The organism is Bradyrhizobium sp. CCBAU 11430 (assembly GCF_028128855.1).
Taxonomy (GTDB): Bacteria; Pseudomonadota; Alphaproteobacteria; order Rhizobiales; family Xanthobacteraceae; genus Bradyrhizobium; species Bradyrhizobium ottawaense.
Genome location: NZ_LBJV01000003.1, coordinates 444,210 through 468,197 on the forward strand (window position 1 = coordinate 444,210; position 23,988 = coordinate 468,197).

Consider the following 23,988-nt stretch of genomic DNA (forward strand, 5'->3'; position numbering starts at 1 on the left):
CGCATCGCCGCCTGGAGTTATGCCTTGCGTGTGGCAAGTGCCAGTGCAAGGTCGATCGCGAGCGCCAGCCCCACCGCGCCGCCGCCGAGTGCGAACAGCACCAGATAATCGCCGCCGGTCTGCGCGTAGATCCAGGAGAAGCCGTAAGCGGCCGCGGCCTGGAACAGTGCAAAGCTGGTGGTGGCATGGCTCCAGGTCGCGCGCTGCTGCTCGGCAGAGTGCGGCACGAGTTCATGGATACGTCCGAGTACCAGTGGCACGATGCCGGGCGTGAAGCCGCCGACCACGAGGCTCGATACGATCAGGGAAAGAGGTGCGGTGCTGACGGTCGGCAGCAGCACCGCGGCCGCCTCGATCAGAAAGGCCGCGCGCAACGCCGGACCGAACCCGGCGCGGTCACCGAGATGGCCGGTGACGAGCGGGCCGACGATGGCGCCGAGACCGTACAGCACCCAATAGCGCGATCCCGCGGCAATGCCCTGGCCGAGGCCGCGCGCCACGAAATCGACGATGAAGACCATGTGCGGTACCAACGCCACCGCGTTGAGGCCGTACTGGATCAGCAGCGTGCCGGCGATGGCCGAGGTTTGACGGGGCTTGGTTTGAGAAAGCGGAGTGTCGCTCTTCGCTTCGGCGGGCCAGTTCCACCAGCTCGCGAGCGTGAGCAGGGCGGAGAGCACGCCGAGCCCATACCAGCTCTGCTGCAGGCCCTGTTGCAGCAGCAGCGGCACCAGCGTGCCCGATGCGGCGACGCCGAGGCCGACGCCGGCAAAGATCACGCCGCCGACGATGCCACGCCTTGCGGCTAAGGTGTGCGGCAGAATGACGGAGGCCGCCAGCACCATGATGATTCCGCCGGTGAGGCCGGAGAGGAAGCGCCAGGCGAAGAACCACGTGAACGACACCGGCGATGAGCTGGCGAAAAAGGAGAGGGTGGCAAGCAGCATCATCGCCCGCAACGCGCGAACCGCGCCGATGCGGCTGGCGACACTCCGTGCCGCGAGCGCGCCCGCGAGATAACCGGCGAGGTTCGCAGCGCCGAGATAGACGACATCCGATGCGCTGAACCATTTTGCCGCGATCAGGGCCGGGATCAGCGGCGTGTAGGAAAAGCGGGCGAGGCCGAGTCCGACCAGCGAAGCGGACAATCCCGCCGCCGCATATCGCCAGGTCCGCTGCGAAGAGTGCTGCTTTGACGAGGTCTCTCGTGAGGCCGATACTGGCCTCGGATGTGGCCGAGCCCCGGCGTGTGGTTTCAGATCTGCGTTGGTCATGTCACCCTCGTGCGCGCGCGATCGCGCGCGGATCATCCTGTCTGGGCGGCGCGGCGCCGCCGGAACTCCGGCACGGGCAGGCCGCCCCAGCCCCAATTGTCGGTGTCGACTTCCTCGATCACGACGAAGGTGGAATCGAACGGCTTGCCGAGCACGTCGAGCAGCAGCTGGCTCGACCCCTTGATCAGTGCGGCTTTCTCCTCCGCGGTGAGCGACGCCGCCCCTGGCGTCGTTCCTTCGCGGGTCACTTGAATGGTGACGATGGGCATTGTGGATCTCCTCCCACGCTCAGTGGCCGGCGCTCTGGCCGCCGTCGACATGCAGGATCTCGCCCGTGACGAAGGAGGCGCCCTCGAGGTAAAGGACGGCACCGACGATGTCGGACATCTCGCCCATGTGACCGACCGGGTGCAGCGCGCTGAGCTGGGCATGGGTCGCGGCCGGGTGCATCGGCGACTTGATGATCCCTGGCGAGACAGCGTTCACGCGAATGCCGCGCCTGGCATATTCGATCGCGAGCGACTTGGTCGCGGCGTTGAGGCCGCCCTTGCTCAGCGAGGCCAGCACCGAGGGGACGTTCGAATTGGCCTGATCGGTCAGCGTGGTCGTGATCTGGACGACGTGACCCGAACCCTGCTTCTCCATCTCGGCGATGGCGAGCTGCGTGATGTGGAAGAAGCCCGCGACGTTGGTGCCCATCACCGCCGCGTAATCCTCGGCCGTGTACTGCGTGAACGGCTTTGCGACGAAGATGCCGGCATTATTGACCAGCGTGTCGACGCGCCCGAAGCGGGCGACGGCCTGCGAAACCACACGCTCGGCGGTGCTCCGGTCGGCGATGTCGCCGGCCACGGCGAGGACGTCGTCGTCGCCTGACGGCTTGATGGAGCGTGCGGTTGCGACGACGCGGTAGTTGCGGTCCCGAAAACCCTGGACCAGGGCGGCGCCGATGCCCTGCGAAGCACCGGTGATGATGGCGACTTTCTGCTCGATACCCATAACGGGCTCCTGTTGTTGGCCTTGAGAACCTGCGCCAGCACTCGGCCGGCTTGGGTGGTGAGTTACGCCGGGGCAGCCCGGCTGCGAATACACGCCGTCCGGCAGACACTCTTTCGCGGCGCGAACGAATGCCGGGTCGGCGCCTGCCGACGGTTGTCGCCGCGGAGGGGAACGCCTAGCCTGCGGCCGGAATCTGAGGGGCGGCGGGGAAGGCATGGATCGTCTGGATGCGATGAAAGTGTTCGTCCTTGCGGTGGACGAAGGCAGCCTGGCTGCCGCCGGCCGCAAGCTCGGCCGCTCGCCGGCGGCGGTGAGCCGCGCCATCGCCTTTCTCGAGGAACGGGTCGGCGCCGAGCTGCTGCATCGGACGACGCGCTCGATCAAGCTCAGTGAGGAGGGCGAGCGCTATGTCGCGATCTGCCGCCGCGTGCTCACCGAGCTGGAGGAGGCCGACGACATCGCGGCCGGACCGCGGTCGGCGCCGCGCGGCCTGCTCACGATCACCGCTCCCGTGGTGTCGGGCGAGATGGTGCTGCGGCCGATCCTGGACGCGTTTCTCGATGCCTGTCCGACGGTGTCGGCCAAGCTGCTGCTGTTCGATCGCGCGGTCAATCTGATCGAGGAGGGCATCGACATCGCGCTTCGCATCGGCCCCCTCGCGGATTCGGCGATGGTGGCAATGCGGGTCGGCGAGATCAGCCGCGTGGTCGTGGCAGCCCCGCGCTATCTGAAGCAGCATCCCCGCATCACCGAGCCCGGCGATCTCGCCAAGCATCAGATCGTGGCGATGGCCCATCTGCCCAATTCCTGGACCTTCGCGTCGCAGGCCGGTGGGTCGGTGCCGCGTACGGTCCAGTTCACGCCGCGTTTCATCGTCAACAGCACTTACGCGGCCGTAGCCTCCGCCGTTGCCGGCCGCGGCGTCGCGCGGATGTATTCGTACCAGGTGGCCGAGCAGGTTGCGCGCGGCGAGCTCGAGATCGTGCTGGCCGCCGAGAAGGATCCGGAGATGCCTGCGCACCTGATCTGCCCGCAGGGCCGGCTCTCGGTGCCGAAGGTGCGGGCCTTCACCGACTTTGCCGTGCCGCGGCTGAAAAAGCACTTTGCGCAGCTCAAGAAGAGCGTCGATGCACCCTGAGCATCGCTGCCGCCAATGCGTTGTTTTGCGTATTCGGTCGTCGGCGTGAATCGGCCACTCTGTCCAAACGGTTAACGCCGGATTAACCGCGGACTCCTAGCCTGTCTCGGCCGGGGTTACTCGCAAGGCCGAGGTGAGCCTAATGGAAGCCCAGAAGATCGCGGTCGACGCCGTCGTCGCGCTGACCAATTGCGACCGCAACGCTGTCGTAGCCTTCATCCGCCAGCTCTATCTCGCCGGGGTGACCGACCCCAAACGCCTGACCTTCAAGGGTCTGCAGGCGCTGACGCGGGCGTAGCCGGCTGGTTTCGGCGTAGCGGCGCTGATCCTCGGCCTCATCGTGTTTTCGGTACTACGTCAAGCGTGGCACGATGCGTTGGCGGATTACGCTACGCTAATCCGCCCTACGACTTCTGCGGTAATCCCGAGCGCGTCTAGTGATGGTGTTTGCGCCCTGCGGAGCTATCAGGATGCTGATAGCCTCGCAGCTCGGCGTATCTTTGCATTTGGCTCTGATTGAGCAAGGCCGCGGTCGACAGGTGATATTTGAGGTGGCTCTCGCGGAGCCGGCCCTGCGTTTCCGAAATGGCGACGATGGTCGCCTTAAGCGACTCCGGCGTCACGGCACGGGCAGAGAACAGGTTGTCCAATTCCCTCTCTTGCTCCACGAGCTTGTTGCCCAGCGGGACCGTCTCTTGCTTCATCGAATCGAAGAGGTGCTGAATTTCGGCGCGCTGATCGCCGGTCAGCTCGAGCCGATCCCCGAGCTCGAGAACGTGACTGGGGCCGGGATATCCATTCAGTTCAGCGGCAAGCGCCAGACCCATACCGCGTCCGCTCTGGAGATCGTCGACCTGCTGGTGCGACAGCGCCTTGATGGGACGCTGCTCGAGGCCGGCATAGGGCTTGCTGGACTGCGCGCTGGCAGCGTTGCAGGTGACGACAAGCGTGGCCGCAAGCAGGAGAAGGCGTCTCATGAGTCTGGCTCCATGAAATCAGGCCGGCCGGTCGATCTCCGCCGGGGTGCTCTCGAAGTCCATATCTTGCTGGAAGGTCTGTCCCATGGCAACAAAGCTTGCCGTGATCGAGGTAGCCGAAGATGGAGCAGGTGATGGCCCTCTTGCCGACCGCCGACAGCGCGACGAAGCAGTTCTTCCTGGCGTGGCTGGACACCTTCGCGGGCTACGTCCGCGAGGTCGACTACGCCGCGGCGCGGCCGCTCTTCCATCCAGATGTGCTTGCCTTCGGCACGCATAACGACGTCATCCCCGGCCTCGATCAGTGGGTCACGACGCAATGGGACAACGTCTGGCCGAAGACGACCGACTTTCGTTTCGTGCTCGATCAGACCTCGGTCCTGGCATCCCGCGACGGCACGATGGCGACGGTGATCGCGCCGTGGACGAGCACGGGATATCATCCCGACGGCAGCGCGTTTGCGCGCCCCGGCCGGGCGACGATGGTGTTCACGTGGAACGGTGACGGGTGGCTGTGCGTGCATTCGCACATGTCGCTCAATCGCGGTGTGCCGCAGGTGAGCCACGCCAATCGGCCGGTGAAGGCCTGGTAGAAAACGCGAAAGGCCCCGGATGCGACCGGGGCCTTGATTTTGGATACCTAGGGCGCATTAGCGAAGCGTAATCCGCCGTTCAGCAATAACAGCAATCAACTGGTGATGGCCGCGCGAAGGTGACGGATTACGCTTTCGCTAATCCGTCCTACGCATCGGGCCTATTCCGGCTGGCCGATGCTCACCTTCAGCGTGCCGACGCCGTCGACGCCGCATTCGAGCTTGTCGCCGGGCTGGAGCTGCGACACGCCGGCGGGGGTGCCCGTCATGATGATGTCGCCGGCGGCGAGCTTCACCTGCTGCGAGAGCTGCCAGATGATCTCGGGCACGTTCCAGATCAGCTCGGTCAGGTCGCCCTTCTGAGCCTCCTTGCCGTTGACCGTCAGCCAGATCTTGCCCTTGGCGGGATGGCCGATCTTGGAGGCCGGCTGAATGGCGGAGCACGGCGCGGAGCCGTCGAACGACTTGCCGATCTCCCAGGGGCGCTCCTTCTTGCGCGAGGCGATCTGGAGGTCGCGGCGGGTGAGATCGATGCCGACGGCGTAACCATAGACGTGATCCAGCGCCTTGTCGGCGGGAATGTTCAGGCCGCCGCTCTTCATCGCGACGATCAGCTCGACCTCGTGATGCAAATCCTTGGTCAGCGGCGGATAAGGAATGGTGGCGCCGTCGGGCACCAGCATGTCGGCGTGCTTGGCGAAGAAGAACGGCGGGGCGCGCTCGTCATTGCCCATCTCGCGGATGTGCTCGAGATAGTTGCGGCCGACGCACCAGATGCGGCGCACCGGATAACGGCCGCTTTCGCCGACGACGGGAAGCGAAGCCTGGGGCGGAAGCGGGATGACGTAGGAGGCGGCGTTCATGCGGGTCTCGCTGCTCTTGAGGTAAAGTGGAACTCTATGCGGTTGCGCTGATCGGCGCCAGAGCGCCGGCATCGTAGTGTTGCAGGCGGAAGAACGAGGCATAGCGGCCGCCGCGGCGGAGCAACTCGTCATGCCGCCCCTGCTCGACGATCTCGCCGCCCTCGATCACCAGGATCGCGTCGGCATGCATGATGGTGTGCAGGCGATGCGCGATCACGATGGTGGTGCGGTTCTGGCAGAGATGCTCGATCGCCTCCTGCACCTGCCGCTCGGATTCGGAATCGAGCGCGGCGGTGGCTTCGTCCAGCAGGATGATCGGTGCGTTCTTGATCAGCGCGCGCGCCACGGCGATGCGCTGACGCTGGCCGCCTGAAAGCTGCGTGCCGTGCTCGCCGACCGGTGTGTCGTAGCCAAGCGGGAAGCCCATGATGAAATCATGCGCGCAAGCCGCTTTCGCTGCCTCGGTGATCTCGTCCTCGCTCGCGCCGGGCCGGCCGAAAGCGATGTTGTTGCGGATGGTGTCGCGGAACAGATAGACGTCCTGCCCGACATAGGCAGTCTGCGCCCGCAGCGATTTGCGAGAGATTGCGCCGATCGACTGGCCGTCGATCACGATCTCGCCTTGCGTCACCTCATAGAAGCGCAGCAGCAGCGCCAGCACGGTCGACTTGCCGCCGCCGGAGGGTCCGACCAGCGCGGTGACCTTGCCGGGCTCGGCCACGAAGCTCATGCGGTTGAGCACGGTCTCATTGGCGCGATAGGAGAAGCTGACATCGCGCAGCTCGATCCGGGCGTCGGAGAGCTTCAGCGCCGGCTTGTCGTCGTCGGAATGCTCGCTCGCCGGGCTGTCGACCACTTCGAGCAGCATGCGCGCGCCGACGAGCTGGCTGTTCAAGTCGATGTTGAGCCGCGCCAGCCGCTTGGCCGGTTCGGTCGCCATCAGGAACGCAGTCATGAAGGAGAAGAACGCGCCGGGCGTGGCGTTGAGCGCGACCACGCTGTAGCCGCCATAGAGCAGGCAGCCGGCGACCGCGAAGCCGCCGAGCATTTCCATCAGCGGGTTGGAGCGGTTGGCGACGCGCGCCATCTTGTTGGCGTTGCGCTCGACGATGGCGATGTTCTCGTCGATGCGGCTCTGCATTGTGTCTTCGAGCGTGAACGCCTTCACCGTGCGGATGCCTTGCAGCGATTCCTGCATGGTCTCCATGATGTCGGCGGTGCCGGTGAACTGGTTGTAGGCGAGGCCCTTGATACGCTTGACCAGCTTGCGCAGCACCAGCATCGCGGGCGGCACCACGACGAGGCCAATGAACGACATCACCGGGTCCTGCCACACCATCACGCCGATCATGGCGAGCAGCATCAACAGGTCGCGCCCGACGGCGTTGACCAGCATGTTGAGCACGTCGGTGATCGACTTGGCGCCGGCCGTCAGCCGCGCCAGGAATTCTGACGAATGCCGCTCGGAGAAGAAGCCGACGCTTTCGCGCATCAGTTTTGCGAACAGCTGGCGCTGGTTGGTGGCGAGGATGGCGTTACTGATCTTGGTCAGGATCACCATGTGGCCGTAGGTCGCCACGCCCTTGATGAACAGCAGGATCACCGTGATCCCGGAAAACATCGCGATGCCCGGGATGTTCTTGTCGACATAGGCCTGGTTGATGACCTGGCCGAGAACATAGGTCGCGCCTGCCGTCGCGCCTGCGGCAACCGCCATCAGCGCGAAGGCGACGAGGTAGCGCCGCCAATAGACGACGCCCTGTTCCGTGACCAGGCGGCGAATCAGGACCGCTGCCGCATAGGGATCGTCGGTGATTTTCTTTGGAAACTGGGCCATCCGGTGTCCATTGACGGCGCAGGACAACGCCTGCCCGCACGTCAGGGATCGAAGGGCCTCTGTGCCCGCTCAAGCGGGGTTTTTCAAGCCCAATTAAGGGCTTGCGCTCAGATGGAATCTAGGCCGAGGCGGCGTGGCGAAGCTCGCCATGGCGCTCGTGGAACAGCTTGTCCTCCCACGCCAAAGCGTGGGCCGCGATGGTCTCGAGGTCGTCGTATTGCGGCTTCCAGTCGAGCAGGCCGCGGATCCGGCTGGTGTCGGCGACCATGGTCATGATGTCGCCCGGCCGGCGCGGAGCGTACTGCACGGCGAAGCTGCGGCCCGAGACCCGGCGCACCGCGTCGATTGTCTCCAGCACCGAATAGCCGCGGCCATAGCCGCAATTGAGCGTCGTCGAGGCGCCGCCATTGCGCAGGTACGCGAGCGCCGAGCGATGCGCCTGCGAGAGGTCCGTGACGTGGATGAAGTCGCGAATGCAGCTGCCGTCGGGGGTCGGATAGTCGGTGCCGAACACGTCGATCTTGGCGCGCTGGCCGGTCGCGGCCTCGACCGCGATCTTGAGCAGATGCGTGGCGCCGACGGTGGCAAGCCCGATGCGCGCCTGCGGATCGGCGCCGGCGACGTTGAAATAGCGCAGGGTGACGTACTGCATGCCGTAGGCGGCGGCGACGTCGTGCAGCATGATCTCGGTCATCAGCTTGGACGAGCCATAGGGCGATAGCGGCCGCGTCGGCGCATGCTCGGGCACCGGCACCTGGTCCGGATTGCCGTAGACGGCGGCGGTCGAGGAGAAGATGAAACGGCCGATGCCGCGCTTGACGGCGACATTGAGCAGGTTGCGCGCCGTCGTGAAATTGTTGCGGTAGTAGCCGAGCGGATCGCGCATCGAATCCGGTACGACGACGGAGCCGGCGAAATGAATGATGCTCTCGATGTTGTGCTGCGCGATCACGCCTTCGAGCAGGTTCTCGTCGCCGGCATCGCCGATGAACAGCGGCACGCCCTCGGGCAGATAGGCGGAGAAACCGGTCGAGAGATCGTCGATCACGACGACGTCCTCGCCGGCTTCCGCCAGCGCGAGGACCGTGTGACTTCCGATATAGCCGGCGCCGCCGGTGACTAGCACAGTCATGATCTCACCCGTCTTCGATCAACGCGCCAAGTTAACGTTTGCGCGGTGAAGAGGGGGTTTCGGCGCGGCTGAACTGGTCACTATGCTTAATGTTGCGTATAGGGACTTTGCGAAACGGAGCATGACGTGGCCAATTCCCCCGGCGATCTCGAAGTGATCGTGCCAAATCTGCACAGGCGCTATTCCGGGGTCACCGCGACCAACCGGATGGTGGCGCCGCGGCTGGCGAAACTGTACCGCTCCGCCTGGTTCGGCTCGCACGCGCCGGCTGGGATTGCGCGGCTGAGCGTTGCCGATTTTCTGAAGCTATGGCGCCGCAAGGCGCCGCTGATCTGGCACGCGCGGCGCAACAACGAGATGATCGCGGGCGTCGCGCTACGCGCGTTCGGCTGGCCGTTGAAACTCGTGTTCACCTCGGCGGCGCAGCGGCACCATAGTTGGATCACGCGCTGGCTGATCCGGCGCATGGATGCGATCATCGCGACGTCAGATCTCTCGGCCTCGTTCCTGAAGGTGAAGGCGACGGTGATCCCGCATGGCGTCGACACCGACGTCTATGCGCCGCCGGTCGACCGCGCTGCTGCGTTCGCGGAGTCCGCGCTGCCGGGCCGCTACGCCATCGGCTGCTTCGGACGCGTGCGCGCGCAGAAGGGCACCGATTTGTTCGTCGACGCGATGTGCCGCCTGTTGCCGCGCTATCCCGATTTCACCGCCGTGATTGTCGGGCAGGTCACGGCCGAGCAGACGTCCTTTGCGAACGAGCTGAAAAAGCAGATCGAAGTGGCCGGCCTGCAATCGCGCATCGTCATCACTGGCGAGCTGCCGATCGAAGCGGTGCAGCGCTGGTATCAGCGGCTGACGATCTACGCCTTCACCTCGCGCAACGAGGGTTTTGGGCTGACGCTGATCGAGGCGATGGCGGCCGGCAGCGCGCTCGTCGCCGCACGCGCCGGCGCGGCCGAGCTGGTGGTCGAGGATGGCGTGAGCGGCGTGCTGGTCCCGACCGGCGATGCCGATGCGTTGGCTGCGGCACTGGAGCCGCTGATGCGCGATGTCGATGTCGCGACGGCGATGGGTGAGAGGGGCCGAACGCGGGTGCTCGCAAAGTTCAGCCTCGATGCGGAAGCGGCGCGGATCGGCGAGGTCTATCGGCCACTGCTTTGAGCGGCCGGTGTCGCGCCGGCAAACAAAAACCGCGAAAACAACCCCATGCACAGTAGCCGCGGCCAGCAAAATCAACGGCTTGGCGGCTGACGCGATACGTTGCGGATTTCACGAAGCGCGTTTGACGCGTCGGGCAAAACACCGGCGCTTATCATCGGCGGCGCAGGCGTTGCCGACGCTCACGTCTCCGTCCGCGCCCCGGCCTCACCCAGCACCCGCTGCGCGATCGCCACCACCTCGCGCGCTGCGATATCGCGCATGCAACGGTGGTCGTTCATTTTGCAGACCGTGCTCTGGCAGGGCTGGCAGGACAGATCTTCCTTGTCCTGCACCACGGTCGCCGCAAGGCCGTTGAGGGGGGCCCAGAGATAGGGGCTGGTCGGGCCGAAGATGCCCATGGTGGGCGTGCCCAGCGCGGCTGCGATGTGCATCAGGCCGGAATCGTTGGAGATGGCGACGCCGGCCGCGGCCATGGCCAGCACGCCGTTGCGCAGATCGTTGCCGGTGAGGTCCCTGACCCCCGGGCCGCCGGCCGCGACGATCTCCTGAGCCAGCCCCTTTTCCGCGGGGCCGCCGACCACCCAGACCTCGAGGCCGCGCTCGACCAGCAGCCGGGCGGCCTCCGGATAGTAGGTCCAGCGCTTTGAGACGCCGACCGAGCCAGGGGCGAGCGCCACTGCGGCGCCCGCGCTGAGGCCGTTGGCCTGCCGCCAGCGGACGATGTCCTCAGCCGGGACCCGCAATTGCGGCACCGGCCATTCCGCCGGCAGCGGGGCTCCGTCGGGCTGGGCCAGGGCGGCATTCTTGTCGATGAAGCGCGGCAGCTTCTTCTCGCCCCAGCGCCAGCGGTTGAGCAGGCCGAACCGGAACTCGCCGACGAAGCCGACCCGTTCAGGAATACCGGCCAGGGCGGGCGCGATGGCCGCCTTCCAGGTCCGGGGCAGCACCAGGGCCGTGCCGTAGTTCCGCTCGCGCAGGAGCTTCCCCAGGGCGAACTGGCGGGCGACGGCGAGGCGGCTGCGCGGCAGGTCCCAGACGATCCCCTGGCGCACGCCGGGCATGTAATCGACCAGCGGGGCGCACAGGGATGTGGTGAGGAGATCGACCGGCCGGTCGGGCCAGCGCTCCTTCAGAACCCGGACGACGGTGTGATTCCGAACGAAATCGCCGATCCACATGTAGGGAATGATCAGAATCGGGCGGGTGTCGCTCCGATCTGCATCTCCGCTAAGTGTCGAATCTTGGTTCATTCGTTAATGGAGCCGAGGCGATCTGATTGTGGCGGTTCGGTAGCCGCTCCGGGCCGGCAGGTAAAGCCGGCAGACCGCTCAATCCCAAAACCGCTTACACTTTGGCAGCTCATGCGCTACGGCAGGACCGGGCCGCAAAGATCGGGCAGGGATTTCGGAATGTTGCTGGTGACCGGCGGGGCCGGTTTTATCGGGTCGAATGTCGTGGCCGCGCTCAATGACGCGGGCCGCAGCGACGTCGTGGTCTGCGATTTCCTGGGTAACGAGGGCAAGTGGCGGAACCTCGCCAAGCGCCAGCTTGTGGATATCGTCCCGCCGGCCGAACTGATGGACTGGCTGAAGGGTCGCAAGCTCGATGCCGTGATCCATCTCGGGGCGATTTCCGCGACCACTGCGACCGACGGCGACCTCGTGTTCGAGACCAATTTCCGCCTGTCGACGCGCCTGCTCGACTGGTGCACGGCGGGCGCGGTGCCGTTCATCTACGCCTCCTCGGCGGCGACCTATGGCGACGGTGAGACGGGATTTGACGACGACGCCTCGCTGCCGGCACTGAAGAAACTGCGGCCGATGAATCTCTACGGCTGGAGCAAGCACATGTTCGATCTCGCGGTCGCCGGGCGGGTCGCGAACGGCGATCCGCTCCCGCCGCAATGGGCGGGCCTGAAATTCTTCAACGTGTTCGGCCCCAACGAATATCACAAGGGCTCGATGATGAGCGTGCTGGCGCGCCGTTTCGACGACGTCAAGGCCGGCCGCGTGGTGCAGCTGTTCAAGTCGCATCGCGAGGGCATCGCCGACGGCGATCAGCGCCGCGATTTCATCTATGTCGACGACGTCGTGCGTGTCGTGATGTGGCTGCTGGCGACGCCGTCGGTGTCCGGCCTCTTCAACGTCGGAACCGGCAAGGCGCGCAGCTTCAGGGATCTGATGTTGGCAGCCTATGCGGCGCTCGGCACCAGGCCCAACATCGAATATATCGACATGCCCGAGCAGATCCGCGGGGCTTACCAGTATTTCACCCAGAGCGAGGTCGATCGCCTCCACCGCGCCGGCTATAACGGCGGCTTCACGACGCTCGAGGATGCGGTGAAGGCCTATGTCGGGGATTACCTCGACCGGCCCGACCGCTTCCGCTGAGGCCATTTGAACATGCCGACGCCCATTCTCGATTTCGACGCCCTCGCGAAGGCCATCTCAGGCCGCACGGTGCTGTGCATCGGCGATATCATGTTGGACGAGTTCGTCTATGGTGAGGTGTCGCGGATCTCGCCGGAAGCGCCGGCGCCTGTCATCGCGGCCCAGCGCAGCGAGATCCATATCGGCGGCGCCGGCAATGTCGCGCGCAATGTCGCCTCGCTGGGCGCGCGCTGCATCTTCGTCGGCCTCGTCGGCGAGGACGATGCCGGTGCACGGCTCAAGGCGGCGCTGGACGAGCACGCCGGCATCGAAAGCGTGCTGGTGTGCGATCCCTCGCGCCCGACCACGCGAAAAGTCCGCTTCGTCTCCGAGCATTTTTCCACGCACATGCTGCGCGCGGACTGGGAGCAGGCGGCGCCTGCTTCCGATGACATCGAGACGAAGCTGATCGAGGCGATCCTGCCGCAGATCGCGCGCGCCGACATCGTGCTGCTCTCGGACTACGCCAAGGGCGTGCTGACGGCGCGCGTCATCCGCCACACCATCGACGCCGCGCGAAAGCTCGGCAAGCCCGTGATCGTCGATCCCAAGAGCCTGAACTGGGCGATCTATCGCGGCGCCACGCTGCTGACGCCCAATCGCAAGGAGTTCTCTGAAGCGACCCGAAGCCGCGCCGAGACGGTGCAGAGCATCGTCGAGGCCAGCGAGGACGTGATGCGGCTCGCCGATTGCGAGGCGATCCTGGTCACCCAGGGCGAGCACGGCATGACGCTGGTGCCGCGCAATGGCGCGGCGGTTCACGTTCCGGCTTTTCCGGTGAAGGTGCGCGACGTCTCCGGCGCCGGTGACACCGTCGCCGCCGCGCTCGCGGTGTCGCTTGCTACAGGCGCGGACTGGGACACGGCGCTGCGCATGGCCAATGCCGCTGCCGCCGTCGCCGTCGGCAAGCAAGGCACCGCCAGTGTGAGCGCGGCCGAGCTGCGCCGAAAGATCCTGCCGCATGCCACTCTGGCGGCCGAGGAGAAGATCGTGCTCGAGCCGGCCGCACTCGATGCGCAGCTCGCCGAATGGAGAACGCAAGGCCAGCGCGTCGGCTTCACCAATGGCTGCTTCGACATCCTGCATCCCGGCCACGTCAAGGTGCTGACCGCGGCGCGCGCCGCCTGCGACCGCCTGATCGTGGGGCTCAACAGCGACGCCTCGGTGCGGCGGCTCAAGGGCGCCGAGCGGCCGGTCCAGGACGAGCGCGCGCGTGCCGAGGTGCTCGCGGCGCTCGAAGCCGTCGATCTCGTCGTCATCTTCGATGAGGACACGCCGATCGACCTGATCACCCGGATCAAGCCCGGCGTGCTGGTGAAGGGCGGCGACTACACCCGCGAGCAGGTAGTCGGCCACGAGGTCGTCGAGGAAGCGGGCGGCAACGTCGTGCTGGTCGACATCCTCCAGGGCTTCAGCACGACGGCGCTGGTCCATCGCGCCCGGGGAGGGGGCAAGTGACGACACTGGCACGCGAGACGACCGGCGGGATGTTGCTTCGCCGCCTGCGCAGCCCGGCGGCCTGGCGCGAGACCGTCGATATATTTGCGGTCCTGACCGCGGCCTCGCTGCCGTGGTCGACCTCGCTGGCGGGGATCTTCAACGCGCTGATGCTGCTCTGCATGGTGCCGTTTCTCGACGTCCGCGCGTTCCTGCAATCCTTGAAGCGTCCGATCTGCGCGGCCCCGATCGCGCTGGTCCTGCTCGCGCTGGTGGGGACGCTGTGGTCGGACGCGAGCTGGGGCGCCCGCTTCTATGCGGTCAATCCGACCATCAAGCTGCTGGTGCTGCCGGTCCTGCTCTATCATTTCGAGCGCTCGCCGCGCGGCCGCTGGATCTTCATCGCCTTCCTGGTGTCCTGCGCCCTATTGTCGGTGATGTCCTGGCTGGTCGCCTTCTACCCGAACCTCGCGCTCAAGACCGATCCGGCCGAGCGCGGCATCTTCGTCAAGAATTACATCGACCAGAGCCAGGAATTCGCGCTTTGCGCGGTCGCGCTCGCCTATCCGATCGTGATGCTGCTGCGTGAGAAGCGATACTGGTTCGCCGGGCTGCTGACGGCGCTGGCACTGAGCTTCTTCGTCAACATGACCTTCGTCGTGGTGTCGCGCACCGCGCTCGTCACCGTTCCAATCATGTTCGGCGTGTTCGCGCTGCTTCACCTCAAATGGCGCAGCATCGCGCTCATCTCCGCCACGTTGCTCGTCGCCGCTATTCTCGCCTGGCAGGCCTCGCCATATTTGCGCCATACCGCCGAGAGGTTTTCCGACGACTACACGCGTTACGTGGAAAAGGGCGAGCCGACCTCGGCGGGTCTGCGGCTCGAATTCTGGCGGAAGTCGCTCGGCTTCTTCGCCGAGGCGCCGATCAAGGGGCACGGCACCGGCTCGACGCGCGGATTGTTCGAACGCGTCGCGACGCCCGCCGGTCAGTACCAGGCGTCCGCCGAGGTGATCGGCAACCCGCATAACCAGACGCTGAACGTTGCCGTGCAATGGGGCGTGATCGGCATCGCCGTTCTCTATGCGATCTGGATATTGCATCTGCGCTTGTTTCGCGGCGACGGCCTTGCCAACTGGATCGGGCTCCTGGTGGTGGTGCAGAACGTCTTCACCTCGCTGTTCAACTCCCATCTGTTCGACTTCCACGAGGGCTGGATGTACGTCATCGGCGTCGGCGTTGCCGGCGGCATGGTGATCCGGGGGCAACAGGCCGAGGCGAAGACGGGGGAAGCCGGTTCCTGAAAGCCCGCGCGGCTGGCAAGTCTGGTCCAGATGGGCTATCAGCGCGGTCAGGTTGCATCTAACTGGGTTTTCATCGGTCGGCGGATGACGCGTCTTTCGCATCTCACCTTGCGCAATTTCCTGATCGCGCTCCACGACCTGCTGGCGACCGCGGCGGCGCTTTTTGCCGCCTTCTATCTGCGATTCGAGGGTGGCGACGGCTTCTTCGACCGCCTGCCGCTGCTGTTCCAGATCCTGCCCTACTTCCTCGCCTTCAGCGTGGTCGTGTTCTTCATCTTCAACCTGACTACGACGAAATGGCGCTTCATCTCGCTGCCTGACGCGTTGAACATCATCCGCGTCGCGACCGTGCTGACGGTCGCCCTGCTCGTGCTCGACTACATCTTCGTCGCCCCCAACGTCCGCGGCGCCTTCTTTCTCGGCAAGGTGACGATCGTCCTCTACTGGTTCCTCGAGATCTCCTTCCTCAGCGCGCTGCGCATGACCTACCGCTACTTCCGCTATACGCGGGTACGGCGTCATGCCAGGGGCGAGGAGGCCGCGCCGACGCTGCTGATCGGCCGCGCCGCGGATGCCGAGGTGCTCCTGCGCGGCATCGAGAGCGGGGCGATCAAGCGCATCTGGCCGGTCGGCGTGCTGTCGCCGTCGAGCTCGGATAGGGGCCAGTTCATCCGCAGCGTGCCGGTGCTGGGTGGCATCGACGACGTCGAGGACGTCGTCGCCGATTTCGCCAAGCGCAACAAGCCGATCGCGCGCCTCGTCATGACGCCCTCGGCATTCGAGCCGGAAGCGCGTCCGGAATCGATCCTGATGCGGGCGCGCAAGCTGGGTGTGATCGTCAACCGGATGCCTTCGCTCGAGAGCGGCGATACGCCGCGGCTCACGGCCGTCGCGGTCGAGGACCTCCTGCTGCGGCCGAGCGAGACGATCGACTATGCGCGCCTGGAGGCGCTGATCAACGGCAAGGCGGTGATCGTCACCGGCGGCGGCGGCTCGATCGGGTCGGAGATCTGCGAGCGTGTCGTGGCCTTCGGCGCCGCGCGGCTCCTGATCGTGGAAAACTCCGAACCCGCGCTTTATGCCATCACGGAAGCGCTCGCCGCGCGAGGCGCGGCCGCCGAGATCGAAGGGCGGATCGCCGACATCCGCGACCGCGAGCGCATCGTGCGCTTGATGGCGGGGTTCAAGCCGGACATCGTGTTCCACGCCGCCGCGCTCAAGCACGTGCCCATCCTCGAACGCGACTGGAGCGAGGGCGTCAAGACCAACATCTTCGGCTCGATCAACGTTGCGGATGCCGCCGTTGCCGCCGGCGCCGAAGCCATGGTGATGATCTCGACCGACAAGGCGATCGAGCCGGTGTCGATGCTCGGCCTGACCAAGCGCTTTGCGGAGATGTACTGCCAGGCGCTGGATCACGACCTCGCAGCCGGGGCGCACGGCGCCAAGCCGCCGATGCGGCTGATCTCGGTCCGGTTCGGCAACGTCCTGGCTTCGAACGGCTCGGTGGTTCCGAAATTCAAGGCCCAGATCGAGGCCGGCGGCCCGGTGACGGTGACGCATCCCGACATGGTCCGCTACTTCATGACCATCCGCGAGGCCTGCGATCTCGTCATCACCGCGGCCACGCATGCGCTCGGAACGCACCGTCCCGACGTCTCGGTCTACGTGCTCAACATGGGCCAGCCGGTGAAGATCGTCGATCTCGCCGAGCGCATGATCCGCCTTTCCGGGCTGCAGCCGGGCTACGATATCGAGATCGTGTTCACGGGTATGCGGCCGGGCGAGCGCCTGCACGAGATCCTGTTCGCCACCGAGGAGCCGACCCGCGAGATCGGCGTTGCCGGCATCATGGCCGCGCAGCCGAACGAGCCGCCGATGCAGACGTTGCGCAAATGGATTGCGGCGCTGGAGCAGGCGATCGCGCGCGACGATCGCGCCACCATCAGGACTATCCTGAAGGATGCGGTGCCCGAATTCGGGTCGACCGCGGCCTGACCATGCAGCCTCGGGGCAAGATCGTCGTCGCGAGCCAGCATTATCCGCCGGATACGAGCACGACGGCGGCGATCATGGCCGAGATCGCATGCCGTCTCGCCGCCGAGCACGAGGTCGTCGTGCTCTCGGGCTGGCCGGGCGCGTTGCCGGACTTGCAGACCGGTCCGGGCAAGCCGCGCGTCATCGCAATCAAGAACCGCATGGCGGGCAAGGCGGCGCTGGTGCGGCGCGGGGTCTCGGAGCTGCTGTTCGCGGCGCGCACGTTCTTCGCCTTGCTGCACGAGCTCAAGGCAGGCGACGTCGTGCTCACGGTCACCGCCCCGTTCATGCTGCCTTACGCGGTGGCGGCGGCAGCCAGGCTCAAGGGCGCACGCTCGGCGCTGATCATGCACGACCTCTTTCCCGACGTGCTGGTGATGGCGGGCCTGCTGAAGCCGGGCTCGTTCGTGACGCGGACGATGCGCGCCGCCAACGGCCTGATGTTCCGCGCGCTCAATGCCGTCATCACCATCGGCCGCGACGCGGAGCGGCCGCTGCTGAGCTATGCCGGAATGACGCGGAACAAGATCCGCTTCATCCCGAACTGGGCGACGCTCGTGCCCGCGCCGCGGCCGGTCGATTCGGACAACCCGTTCCGCAAGGCGCTTTCCGCGCGCTTCATCGTCGGCCTGTCGGGCAATCTCGGTTTCACCCACGATCCGGAGATCGTGTTCGAGGCGGCGCGGCTTCTGAAGGACGAGGCCGACATTCACTTCCTGCTGTCCGGCTGGGGCATCGGCTTCGAACGGCTGAAGCAGTTGCAGGCAGCGGCGAACCTGCCCAATGTCTCCTTTGTCGGGCGGGTCGAGGATGCCGAGCTCGAGGCGTTCCTGGCGTCCGCCGACCTCTGGATCATTCCATACAGGAAGGACGTTGCAGGGGTGTCGGTGCCGAGCCGGTTCTACAATCTGCTGGCGGTCGGCCGTCCCGTGGTGCTGGTGTCCGAGCCGGAGTCCGAGGCTGCCTTGACGGTGGTGGAGAACGGGCTCGGCTGGGTCGTGACGCCGGGCCGCCCGGACCGGCTCGCCGCGGCGATCCGCGCGGCGTCCCGTTCCAACGACGATGCGATGACGGAGCGCGCGGTGAGGACGGCATTGCGATTCGACCGGACGACGGCGATGAACGCCTATGCCCGTGTGATCGACGAATTGTTGCACACCGCGAACCTTTCGGAGCAACGATGAGCGAGAAGAAACCAGTCGTGCTGGTGACGGGAGCGAGCGGCTTCGTCGGCCGTCATGTCGTGCCGGCGCTCCAGCGCGAGGGATGGTCGGTCCGCCGCGCGGTCCGTCGCGCGGAAGGTGCCGACGACGAGGTGGTGATCGAGACGATCGGTCCCGAGACCGATTGGCAAGCCGCGCTGGAAGGCGTCGACGCCGTCGTCCATCTCGCCGCGCGCGTGCATCACAAGCACGAGGAGCATGCGGTCCAGCTCTACCGCAACGTCAACATCGCCGGCACGCTGCATCTGGCGCGCTGCGCGGCGACGGCCGGCGTGCGCCAGTTCGTCTTCATCAGCACCGTGCTGGTGCACGGCCGCAGTAACGAGGGCCGCGCCCCATTCAGCGAGAGCGATATCCTGACGCCGCGCGGCCTCTACGGCATGTCCAAGGCTGCGGCCGAAGCGGGCTTGAGGACGCTGGCGCGCGACAACGACATGAAGATCTCGGTGATCCGGCCGCCGCTGGTCTATGGCGCGGGCGCCAAGGGCAATTTTGCGCTGCTGACGCGCGCGGTCCAGCTCGGGTTGCCGCTGCCCGTTGCCGCGATCCGCAACCAGCGCGCCTTCCTTGCCGTGCAGAACCTGTCGTCGTTCATCCTGCGCCGGCTCGGCCATCCCGATCCCGCCAGCAATTTCGAGATATTCCTCGTCGCCGATAGGGAGCAGGTCTCGACACCCGAATTCATCACCCGTCTGGCCGAAGCGTCCGGCAAGAGCCTGCGGCTGTTCGGCATGCCGCCGGGCCTGCTCAGCACGCTGCTCAGCGTCATGGGCCGGCAGGATACGCATGACAGCCTGATCGGCTCGCTCGAGCTCAACATCTCCAAGGCGCTCGCGACCGGCTGGCAGCCGCAGGTGTCCCTCGACGAGGGGTTGCGGCTGGCGCTGTCGGCTCAGGATGCCTGAGGGCGGGAGAAGCGCCGCAGCACGAAGGCGACCGCGACCGCGCCCGCGAACAGGGTGACGATCGCGACCGGCATCGAGCCGGCGCGAACGCTGACGATGGCAAGCAGTGCCAGCACGAGATTGAGCGCGAACACCTCGCCGATCACCTGCTTGACCTTAAAGCCGTTGTCGGTGGCGCGCTGATAGAAGTGCGTGCGGTGTGCCGACCAGAATGGTTCGCGCCTGATGATGCGGCGAAACAGCGTGATGGTGGAATCCGCAAGGTAATAGGCCGGCAGCAGCAGCGCCGCAGCGGGCTGTCCGTGCCAGGCGAGCTCCAGCAGGCACCAGCCGAGCAAGAGGCCGATCGGCAGGCTGCCGACATCGCCCAGGAAGACCTTTGCGGCTGGGCGGTTGAACGGCGCAAAGCCAAGCATGGCCCCGCACAGCGCCGTGGCGAGCAGCGCCGCGGATGGCGAGAGGTCGCCATACCATCCGAGCAATCCGAGCGCGGCCGTGACAGGCACCACCTCCGCCACGGTCATGAGGTCGAGCCCGTCCATGAAATTGACGAGGTTCACGAACCAGATGCCGGCGAGCAGGATGAGGCCGCGCTCGAGCGCGAGCGGCAGCGCCGGCACGATGCGCGCGGTCTCCGGTGTCGTGAATACGACGGCGGCCACGGCTCCAGCCTGAAGCACGAGGCGGAGCAGCACGGGCAGGGGCCTGATGTCATCGACAAGTCCGACCATCGCGATCACGACGGCGGAGCCGATCAGAGGCAAGGGAATCGCGCCGTACGTCCAGGCCGCCCAGGACGCAGCCACCAGCAGCGTGGCTGCGACAACCGCGATGCCCGCACCTTGCGGGGTCGGTATCTTGTGCGACGAGCGTGCGTTCGGACGCGCCAGTGCATAACGCTGCAGCAGCGGCATGCTGCACCAGATGATGCAGGCGGAGATCAGTGCAGCCAGCACGGCCGGCGCAAGCGCAAACAGCACCAGCCCGGCCGCATGGTCCGGACCCGCGACGAGGGTTGTCACTCCGGCACTCCGATCGGCGCCGACCCCTGCGCGGCTTTCTCCGCGCTGAGGATCCAGACCAGGCCGCCGAACGCGCCGACGATGAAGGACACGGCGCCGAACAGCAGCGAGACGTTGACGCCCTCGTTGGCGGCCAGGCCGGCGAAGCCGAACGCCAGGCTCATCGTGGCTTCACGCACGCCCCAGCCGGCGATCGAGATCGGCATCATCGTGATCAGCATCACGGGTGGCACCAGCAGGAACACGTCGCTGAAGCGAACCGGGGCCGCAATCGACTGCACGACGCACCAGGCGATGACGACGGCGAGCACGTGAACGAGCACCGACAGGATTGCGATGATCGGTCCGCGGCTGCGGCTGAAGATCACGCGGTTCGCGATCACGGCACAGGCGTGAATGTGATGCGTGGCCCACCAGGTCTTCAGCCAGCGCCATTTCAGCGCGCCGAAAACCAGGAAGCCGAGGCCGCCGGCGAGCGCCAGGAAATCGATGAGCAGCAGCGCCGAGCGCCCGTGCGGATCGGTGATGAGGGTGTAGCTCCAGGGCAGGCTCGCGACGATCAGAATCGCGAGCGCGATCAAGCCGATCGCGCGGTCGACGAAGATCGAGTAGGTCGCCGCACGCCAGCCGGCACCGGCGCGCGCGACCAGCCAGAGCCGGACCGCGTCGCCGCCGATCGCCGACGGCAGGGTCTGGTTGAAGAAGGAGCCGATCACGTTGTAGCGCATGGCGCGGCCGAGCTCGAGCGGCGCGCCGCAGACGGCGCTGATCTCGCGCCAGCGCAGCACGCCGACGAAGATCTGCAGGAAGGTGACCGTGATCGCGGCGCCGATCCAGAACAGGCTGGTCACGGTGAAGCGCGAAAACAATTCGGACAGATCGACCTTGCGCAGCGCCAGATAGAGCAGCGCCGCGGAAATCAGGATTTTGGCCGTCGACAGCAGGATTCGGCGCATCTCGCCCGCATGAACAGGGTTTGCGAAGATTTGAGGCAACCCGACGCGAGCGCCGAATTCGGCCGCTTTGGTATGGTTTTGGCGCCGATCTTGCAATAGCTCTCGTGGGCTCTCGTGGAGGGGCATTATGGAGCGCATGAGCCGCGGCGGGCCTATTGCGATCACCTTGAGGTGACGGCTAAACGGGATCGGGCTAGGGATCCCCGGGGAACAGGATGACGGATCAGGCGATTTTGGTCACCGGGGCCGCCGGCTTTATCGGCTTTCACGTCGCCCGGCAGCTCCTGGGCGAAGGCCGCACCGTCGTCGGGCTCGACAATCTCAACAGCTATTACGATCCGGCACTGAAGCGGGCGCGCCTGGCGCTGTTGCAGAGCGACCGCCGCTTCTCCTTCGTCGAGGCCGATCTTGCCGACCGCGAGACGATGGCGGCGCTGTTTGCGCAACATCGTTTTACGGAGGTCGTGCATCTCGCGGCGCAGGCCGGCGTGCGCTACTCGATCGAGCAGCCGCACGCCTACGCCGATTCCAATCTGGTGGGCTTTCTCAACGTCCTCGAGGGTTGCCGCAACAGCGGTTGTCGTCATCTCGTCTACGCCTCGTCATCCTCCGTTTACGGCGCCAACACAAAATTGCCATTTGCGGTTGCGGACCGCACCGACCATCCCGTGAGCTTCTACGCCGCGACCAAGAAGGCGAACGAGGTGATGGCGCAGTCCTACAGCCATCTCTATCGCCTGCCGGTCACGGGCCTGCGCTTCTTTACCATTTACGGGCCATGGGGACGGCCCGACATGGCCATGTTTCTGTTCGTAAACGCCATCATGGCGGGCAAGCCGATCCGGCTGTTTAACCATGGCCGAATGCGTCGCGACTTCACCTATGTTGATGATGTCACACGTGTAGTATCCAAGCTGATCAATCTTGTGCCTGCGGACGATCCGGCTGCCGCAAATGCGCCGTTTAAGCTCTACAATGTCGGCAATCACCATCCGGAGGAACTGATGCACGTCGTCGGGCTTCTGGAGCGGGAGCTGGGCCGGACGGCGATCAAAGAATTGCTGCCGATGCAGCCGGGAGATGTGCTGGAAACGTTCGCGGATGTCGAGGACCTGATGCGCGACACCGGCTTTGCACCGTCAACGCCGATCGAGCATGGGGTCCATAATTTTGTCACCTGGTATCGGGACTACTTCAAGGTTTGAGATGACGATGGACAAACGCATTATCCCCCTGATCATGTGCGGCGGCGCCGGCACGCGGCTGTGGCCGGCTTCGCGCGAGGTGCGGCCAAAACAGTTCCTGCCGCTGTTCGGCACCCGCTCGACCTTCCAGGACACGCTGCTGCGCGTTTCCGATCCCTCCCTGTTCGACCGGCCGATCGTCATCACCAATGCGTCCTATCGCTTCATGGTGCTGGAGCAGCTCGCCGAGATCGGCATCGAGGCCGACGTGATCCTCGAGCCGATGCGTCGCGATTCCGGACCTGCGATCGCGGCCGGCGCGGTGTTCGCGCAGAACCGCGCCAGTGAAGCCATCGTGCTTGCGCTCGCCGCCGACCACGTCGTGCAGGACAATTCCGCTTTCGTTGCCGCCTGCCGCGAGGGCCGTAACGCCGCGAGCACCGGGCGCATCGTCACCTTCGGCGTCAAGCCGGAGCGGCCGGCGACCGAATACGGCTACATCAACCCGGGCGAGGTGATCTCCGGTGAGGTGCATGCGGTCGCGCGCTTCGTCGAGAAGCCGGACGCGGTGAAGGCATCCGACTACGTCAATTCGGGCTATCTCTGGAACAGCGGCAATTTCATGTTCCCGGCCAGCGTGCTGCTCGACGAATATCGCAGGGTCGATGCAGGAAGCGTCGAGGCCGTCACCAACGCGGTCAACAATGCCGGCCGCGATCTCGGCTTCGTCACGCTGGAGCCCGAGGCGTTCGGCGCGGCCAAGGCGATCTCGATCGACTATGCCGTGATGGAGAAGACCTCGCGCGCCGCGGTCGTGCCGGTGTCGTGCGGCTGGTCCGACGTCGGCTCCTGGCACGCGGTGTGGGAGCTCTCCGACAAGGACGCACAAGGTAATGCGTCGCACGGCGCTGCGGTGTTCGAGGATTCCCGCAACTGCAACGTCACCACCGATTCCGCGCTGGTCGCGCTCGAAGGCGTCGACGATCTCGTCGTGGTCGCGACTGCTGATGCGGTTCTGGTCTCGCGCCAGAAGGATTCCAACGGCCTGAAACGTCTCGTCACGAAGCTGAAGTCGGTCGCGCCGAAGGTCACCGAGGAGCATCTCAAGGTGCACCGGCCCTGGGGCAGCTATCAGTCGGTCGACAATGGCGAGCGCCACCAGGTCAAGCGCATCGTGGTGAAGCCGGGCGGGCGGCTGTCGCTGCAGAAGCACCATCATCGCGCCGAGCACTGGATCGTGGTCCGCGGCGCCGCCCGCGTCACCGTCAACGAGGCCGTGAAGACGGTGCACGAGAACGAGTCGATCTACATCCCGATGGGCGCCGTGCACCGGATGGAGAACCCCGGTAAAATCATGCTGGAACTGATCGAGGTCCAGACTGGAAGCTATCTCGGGGAAGACGACATCATCCGGATTGAAGACGACTATCAAAGGTCGTAACCAGCAAACTCCGAATCACGGGACCCGGGCCAAAGAGGCGATATTTTTCGGCTTAAGGCCCGGGGAACGTGTA

At 65.8% G+C, this 23,988-nt stretch carries 22 protein-coding genes; 12 read left to right on the forward strand and 10 right to left on the reverse strand.

What is annotated here, in order from left to right:
• Nucleotides 1–17: 17 nt before the first annotated feature.
• From XI04_RS02065 to XI04_RS02075, 3 genes are read right to left on the reverse strand one after another with little or no spacing between them, the layout of a single operon-like run.
• On the reverse strand, nucleotides 18–1,274 hold the full coding sequence (locus XI04_RS02065) for a YbfB/YjiJ family MFS transporter (protein WP_028143340.1): 1,257 nt from the start codon (nucleotides 1,272–1,274) through the stop codon (nucleotides 18–20).
• Nucleotides 1,275–1,306: 32 nt separating this feature from the next.
• Entirely contained in the window at nucleotides 1,307–1,543 is a 237-nt protein-coding gene (locus tag XI04_RS02070; protein WP_028143339.1) for a tautomerase family protein, read from the reverse strand.
• A gap of 19 nt (nucleotides 1,544–1,562) precedes the next feature.
• On the reverse strand, nucleotides 1,563–2,273 hold the full coding sequence (locus XI04_RS02075; protein ID WP_028143338.1) for an SDR family NAD(P)-dependent oxidoreductase: 711 nt from the start codon (nucleotides 2,271–2,273) through the stop codon (nucleotides 1,563–1,565).
• Nucleotides 2,274–2,487: 214 nt separating this feature from the next.
• Here XI04_RS02075 and XI04_RS02080 point away from each other — a divergent pair, with 214 nt between their 5' ends.
• Together XI04_RS02080 and XI04_RS02085 are read left to right on the forward strand one after the other, a co-directional pair.
• Nucleotides 2,488–3,411, forward strand: a complete 924-nt coding sequence (locus XI04_RS02080; protein WP_028143337.1) for a LysR family transcriptional regulator — start codon at nucleotides 2,488–2,490, stop codon at nucleotides 3,409–3,411.
• Between the two features lie 142 nt (nucleotides 3,412–3,553).
• The gene (locus XI04_RS02085; RefSeq protein WP_162832253.1) at nucleotides 3,554–3,709 is read left to right on the forward strand and encodes a hypothetical protein; all 156 of its coding nucleotides are present in this window, start codon (nucleotides 3,554–3,556) and stop codon (nucleotides 3,707–3,709) included.
• Nucleotides 3,710–3,845: 136 nt separating this feature from the next.
• On the opposite strand, the gene XI04_RS02090 is transcribed toward XI04_RS02085, so the two are convergent.
• Nucleotides 3,846–4,388, reverse strand: coding sequence for a Spy/CpxP family protein refolding chaperone (locus XI04_RS02090; RefSeq protein ID WP_028143336.1), 543 nt, complete (start codon nucleotides 4,386–4,388; stop codon nucleotides 3,846–3,848).
• A 134-nt stretch (nucleotides 4,389–4,522) separates the two neighbouring features.
• Here XI04_RS02090 and XI04_RS02095 point away from each other — a divergent pair, with 134 nt between their 5' ends.
• The gene (locus tag XI04_RS02095; protein ID WP_028143335.1) at nucleotides 4,523–4,981 is read left to right on the forward strand and encodes a YybH family protein; all 459 of its coding nucleotides are present in this window, start codon (nucleotides 4,523–4,525) and stop codon (nucleotides 4,979–4,981) included.
• A gap of 161 nt (nucleotides 4,982–5,142) precedes the next feature.
• On the opposite strand, the gene XI04_RS02100 is transcribed toward XI04_RS02095, so the two are convergent.
• The 3 genes from XI04_RS02100 to galE form a co-directional block, all read right to left on the reverse strand.
• Nucleotides 5,143–5,844 (reverse strand): fumarylacetoacetate hydrolase family protein, encoded by a 702-nt coding sequence (locus XI04_RS02100; protein ID WP_028137558.1) that lies wholly within the window; start codon nucleotides 5,842–5,844, stop codon nucleotides 5,143–5,145.
• A gap of 34 nt (nucleotides 5,845–5,878) precedes the next feature.
• Nucleotides 5,879–7,681 (reverse strand): ABC transporter ATP-binding protein, encoded by a 1,803-nt coding sequence (locus XI04_RS02105; RefSeq protein WP_271608782.1) that lies wholly within the window; start codon nucleotides 7,679–7,681, stop codon nucleotides 5,879–5,881.
• Nucleotides 7,682–7,799: 118 nt separating this feature from the next.
• A complete protein-coding gene (gene galE, locus XI04_RS02110; RefSeq protein WP_028143333.1) occupies nucleotides 7,800–8,813 on the reverse strand; it encodes a UDP-glucose 4-epimerase GalE in 1,014 nt (337 codons plus the stop codon).
• A gap of 126 nt (nucleotides 8,814–8,939) precedes the next feature.
• Here galE and XI04_RS02115 point away from each other — a divergent pair, with 126 nt between their 5' ends.
• Nucleotides 8,940–9,977 (forward strand): glycosyltransferase family 4 protein, encoded by a 1,038-nt coding sequence (locus XI04_RS02115; protein WP_271608781.1) that lies wholly within the window; start codon nucleotides 8,940–8,942, stop codon nucleotides 9,975–9,977.
• Nucleotides 9,978–10,156: 179 nt separating this feature from the next.
• On the opposite strand, the gene waaF is transcribed toward XI04_RS02115, so the two are convergent.
• Nucleotides 10,157–11,227 carry a lipopolysaccharide heptosyltransferase II gene (waaF, locus tag XI04_RS02120; protein ID WP_271608780.1) on the reverse strand — a complete coding sequence of 357 codons (1,071 nt, stop codon included), beginning with the start codon at nucleotides 11,225–11,227 and terminating at the stop codon, nucleotides 10,157–10,159.
• Between the two features lie 159 nt (nucleotides 11,228–11,386).
• Here waaF and rfaD point away from each other — a divergent pair, with 159 nt between their 5' ends.
• The 6 genes from rfaD (at nucleotide 11,387) to XI04_RS02150 (ending at nucleotide 19,312) form a co-directional block, all read left to right on the forward strand.
• Nucleotides 11,387–12,367, forward strand: a complete 981-nt coding sequence (gene rfaD, locus XI04_RS02125) for an ADP-glyceromanno-heptose 6-epimerase (RefSeq protein ID WP_028143330.1) — start codon at nucleotides 11,387–11,389, stop codon at nucleotides 12,365–12,367.
• Between the two features lie 12 nt (nucleotides 12,368–12,379).
• The gene (rfaE1, locus tag XI04_RS02130) at nucleotides 12,380–13,864 is read left to right on the forward strand and encodes a D-glycero-beta-D-manno-heptose-7-phosphate kinase (RefSeq protein ID WP_038971720.1); all 1,485 of its coding nucleotides are present in this window, start codon (nucleotides 12,380–12,382) and stop codon (nucleotides 13,862–13,864) included.
• Nucleotides 13,861–15,147 carry an O-antigen ligase family protein gene (locus XI04_RS02135; RefSeq protein WP_038971719.1) on the forward strand — a complete coding sequence of 429 codons (1,287 nt, stop codon included), beginning with the start codon at nucleotides 13,861–13,863 and terminating at the stop codon, nucleotides 15,145–15,147. The genes rfaE1 and XI04_RS02135 overlap by 4 nt, the downstream gene beginning before the upstream one ends.
• A gap of 84 nt (nucleotides 15,148–15,231) precedes the next feature.
• Nucleotides 15,232–17,145 (forward strand): SDR family NAD(P)-dependent oxidoreductase, encoded by a 1,914-nt coding sequence (locus XI04_RS02140; RefSeq protein WP_038971718.1) that lies wholly within the window; start codon nucleotides 15,232–15,234, stop codon nucleotides 17,143–17,145.
• A gap of 2 nt (nucleotides 17,146–17,147) precedes the next feature.
• Nucleotides 17,148–18,368, forward strand: a complete 1,221-nt coding sequence (locus XI04_RS02145; RefSeq protein ID WP_038971717.1) for a glycosyltransferase family 4 protein — start codon at nucleotides 17,148–17,150, stop codon at nucleotides 18,366–18,368.
• Complete coding sequence (locus XI04_RS02150; protein WP_028143325.1) at nucleotides 18,365–19,312, forward strand: NAD-dependent epimerase/dehydratase family protein; 948 nt, start codon at nucleotides 18,365–18,367, stop codon at nucleotides 19,310–19,312. Before XI04_RS02145 ends, XI04_RS02150 begins: the two co-directional genes overlap by 4 nt.
• On the opposite strand, the gene XI04_RS02155 is transcribed toward XI04_RS02150, so the two are convergent.
• Nucleotides 19,300–20,295 (reverse strand): MraY family glycosyltransferase, encoded by a 996-nt coding sequence (locus XI04_RS02155; protein ID WP_038949050.1) that lies wholly within the window; start codon nucleotides 20,293–20,295, stop codon nucleotides 19,300–19,302. The two genes, XI04_RS02150 and XI04_RS02155, sit on opposite strands and share 13 nt — an antisense overlap.
• Nucleotides 20,296–20,330: 35 nt before the next feature.
• Entirely contained in the window at nucleotides 20,331–21,290 is a 960-nt protein-coding gene (locus XI04_RS02160) for a lysylphosphatidylglycerol synthase transmembrane domain-containing protein (protein WP_028143323.1), read from the reverse strand.
• Nucleotides 21,291–21,505: 215 nt separating this feature from the next.
• Here XI04_RS02160 and XI04_RS02165 point away from each other — a divergent pair, with 215 nt between their 5' ends.
• Together XI04_RS02165 and XI04_RS02170 are read left to right on the forward strand one after the other, a co-directional pair.
• Nucleotides 21,506–22,495 (forward strand): NAD-dependent epimerase, encoded by a 990-nt coding sequence (locus XI04_RS02165; protein WP_038971716.1) that lies wholly within the window; start codon nucleotides 21,506–21,508, stop codon nucleotides 22,493–22,495.
• Between the two features lie 7 nt (nucleotides 22,496–22,502).
• Nucleotides 22,503–23,915 (forward strand): mannose-1-phosphate guanylyltransferase/mannose-6-phosphate isomerase, encoded by a 1,413-nt coding sequence (locus tag XI04_RS02170; protein ID WP_173015804.1) that lies wholly within the window; start codon nucleotides 22,503–22,505, stop codon nucleotides 23,913–23,915.
• The last annotated feature ends 73 nt before the right edge of the window (nucleotides 23,916–23,988 follow it).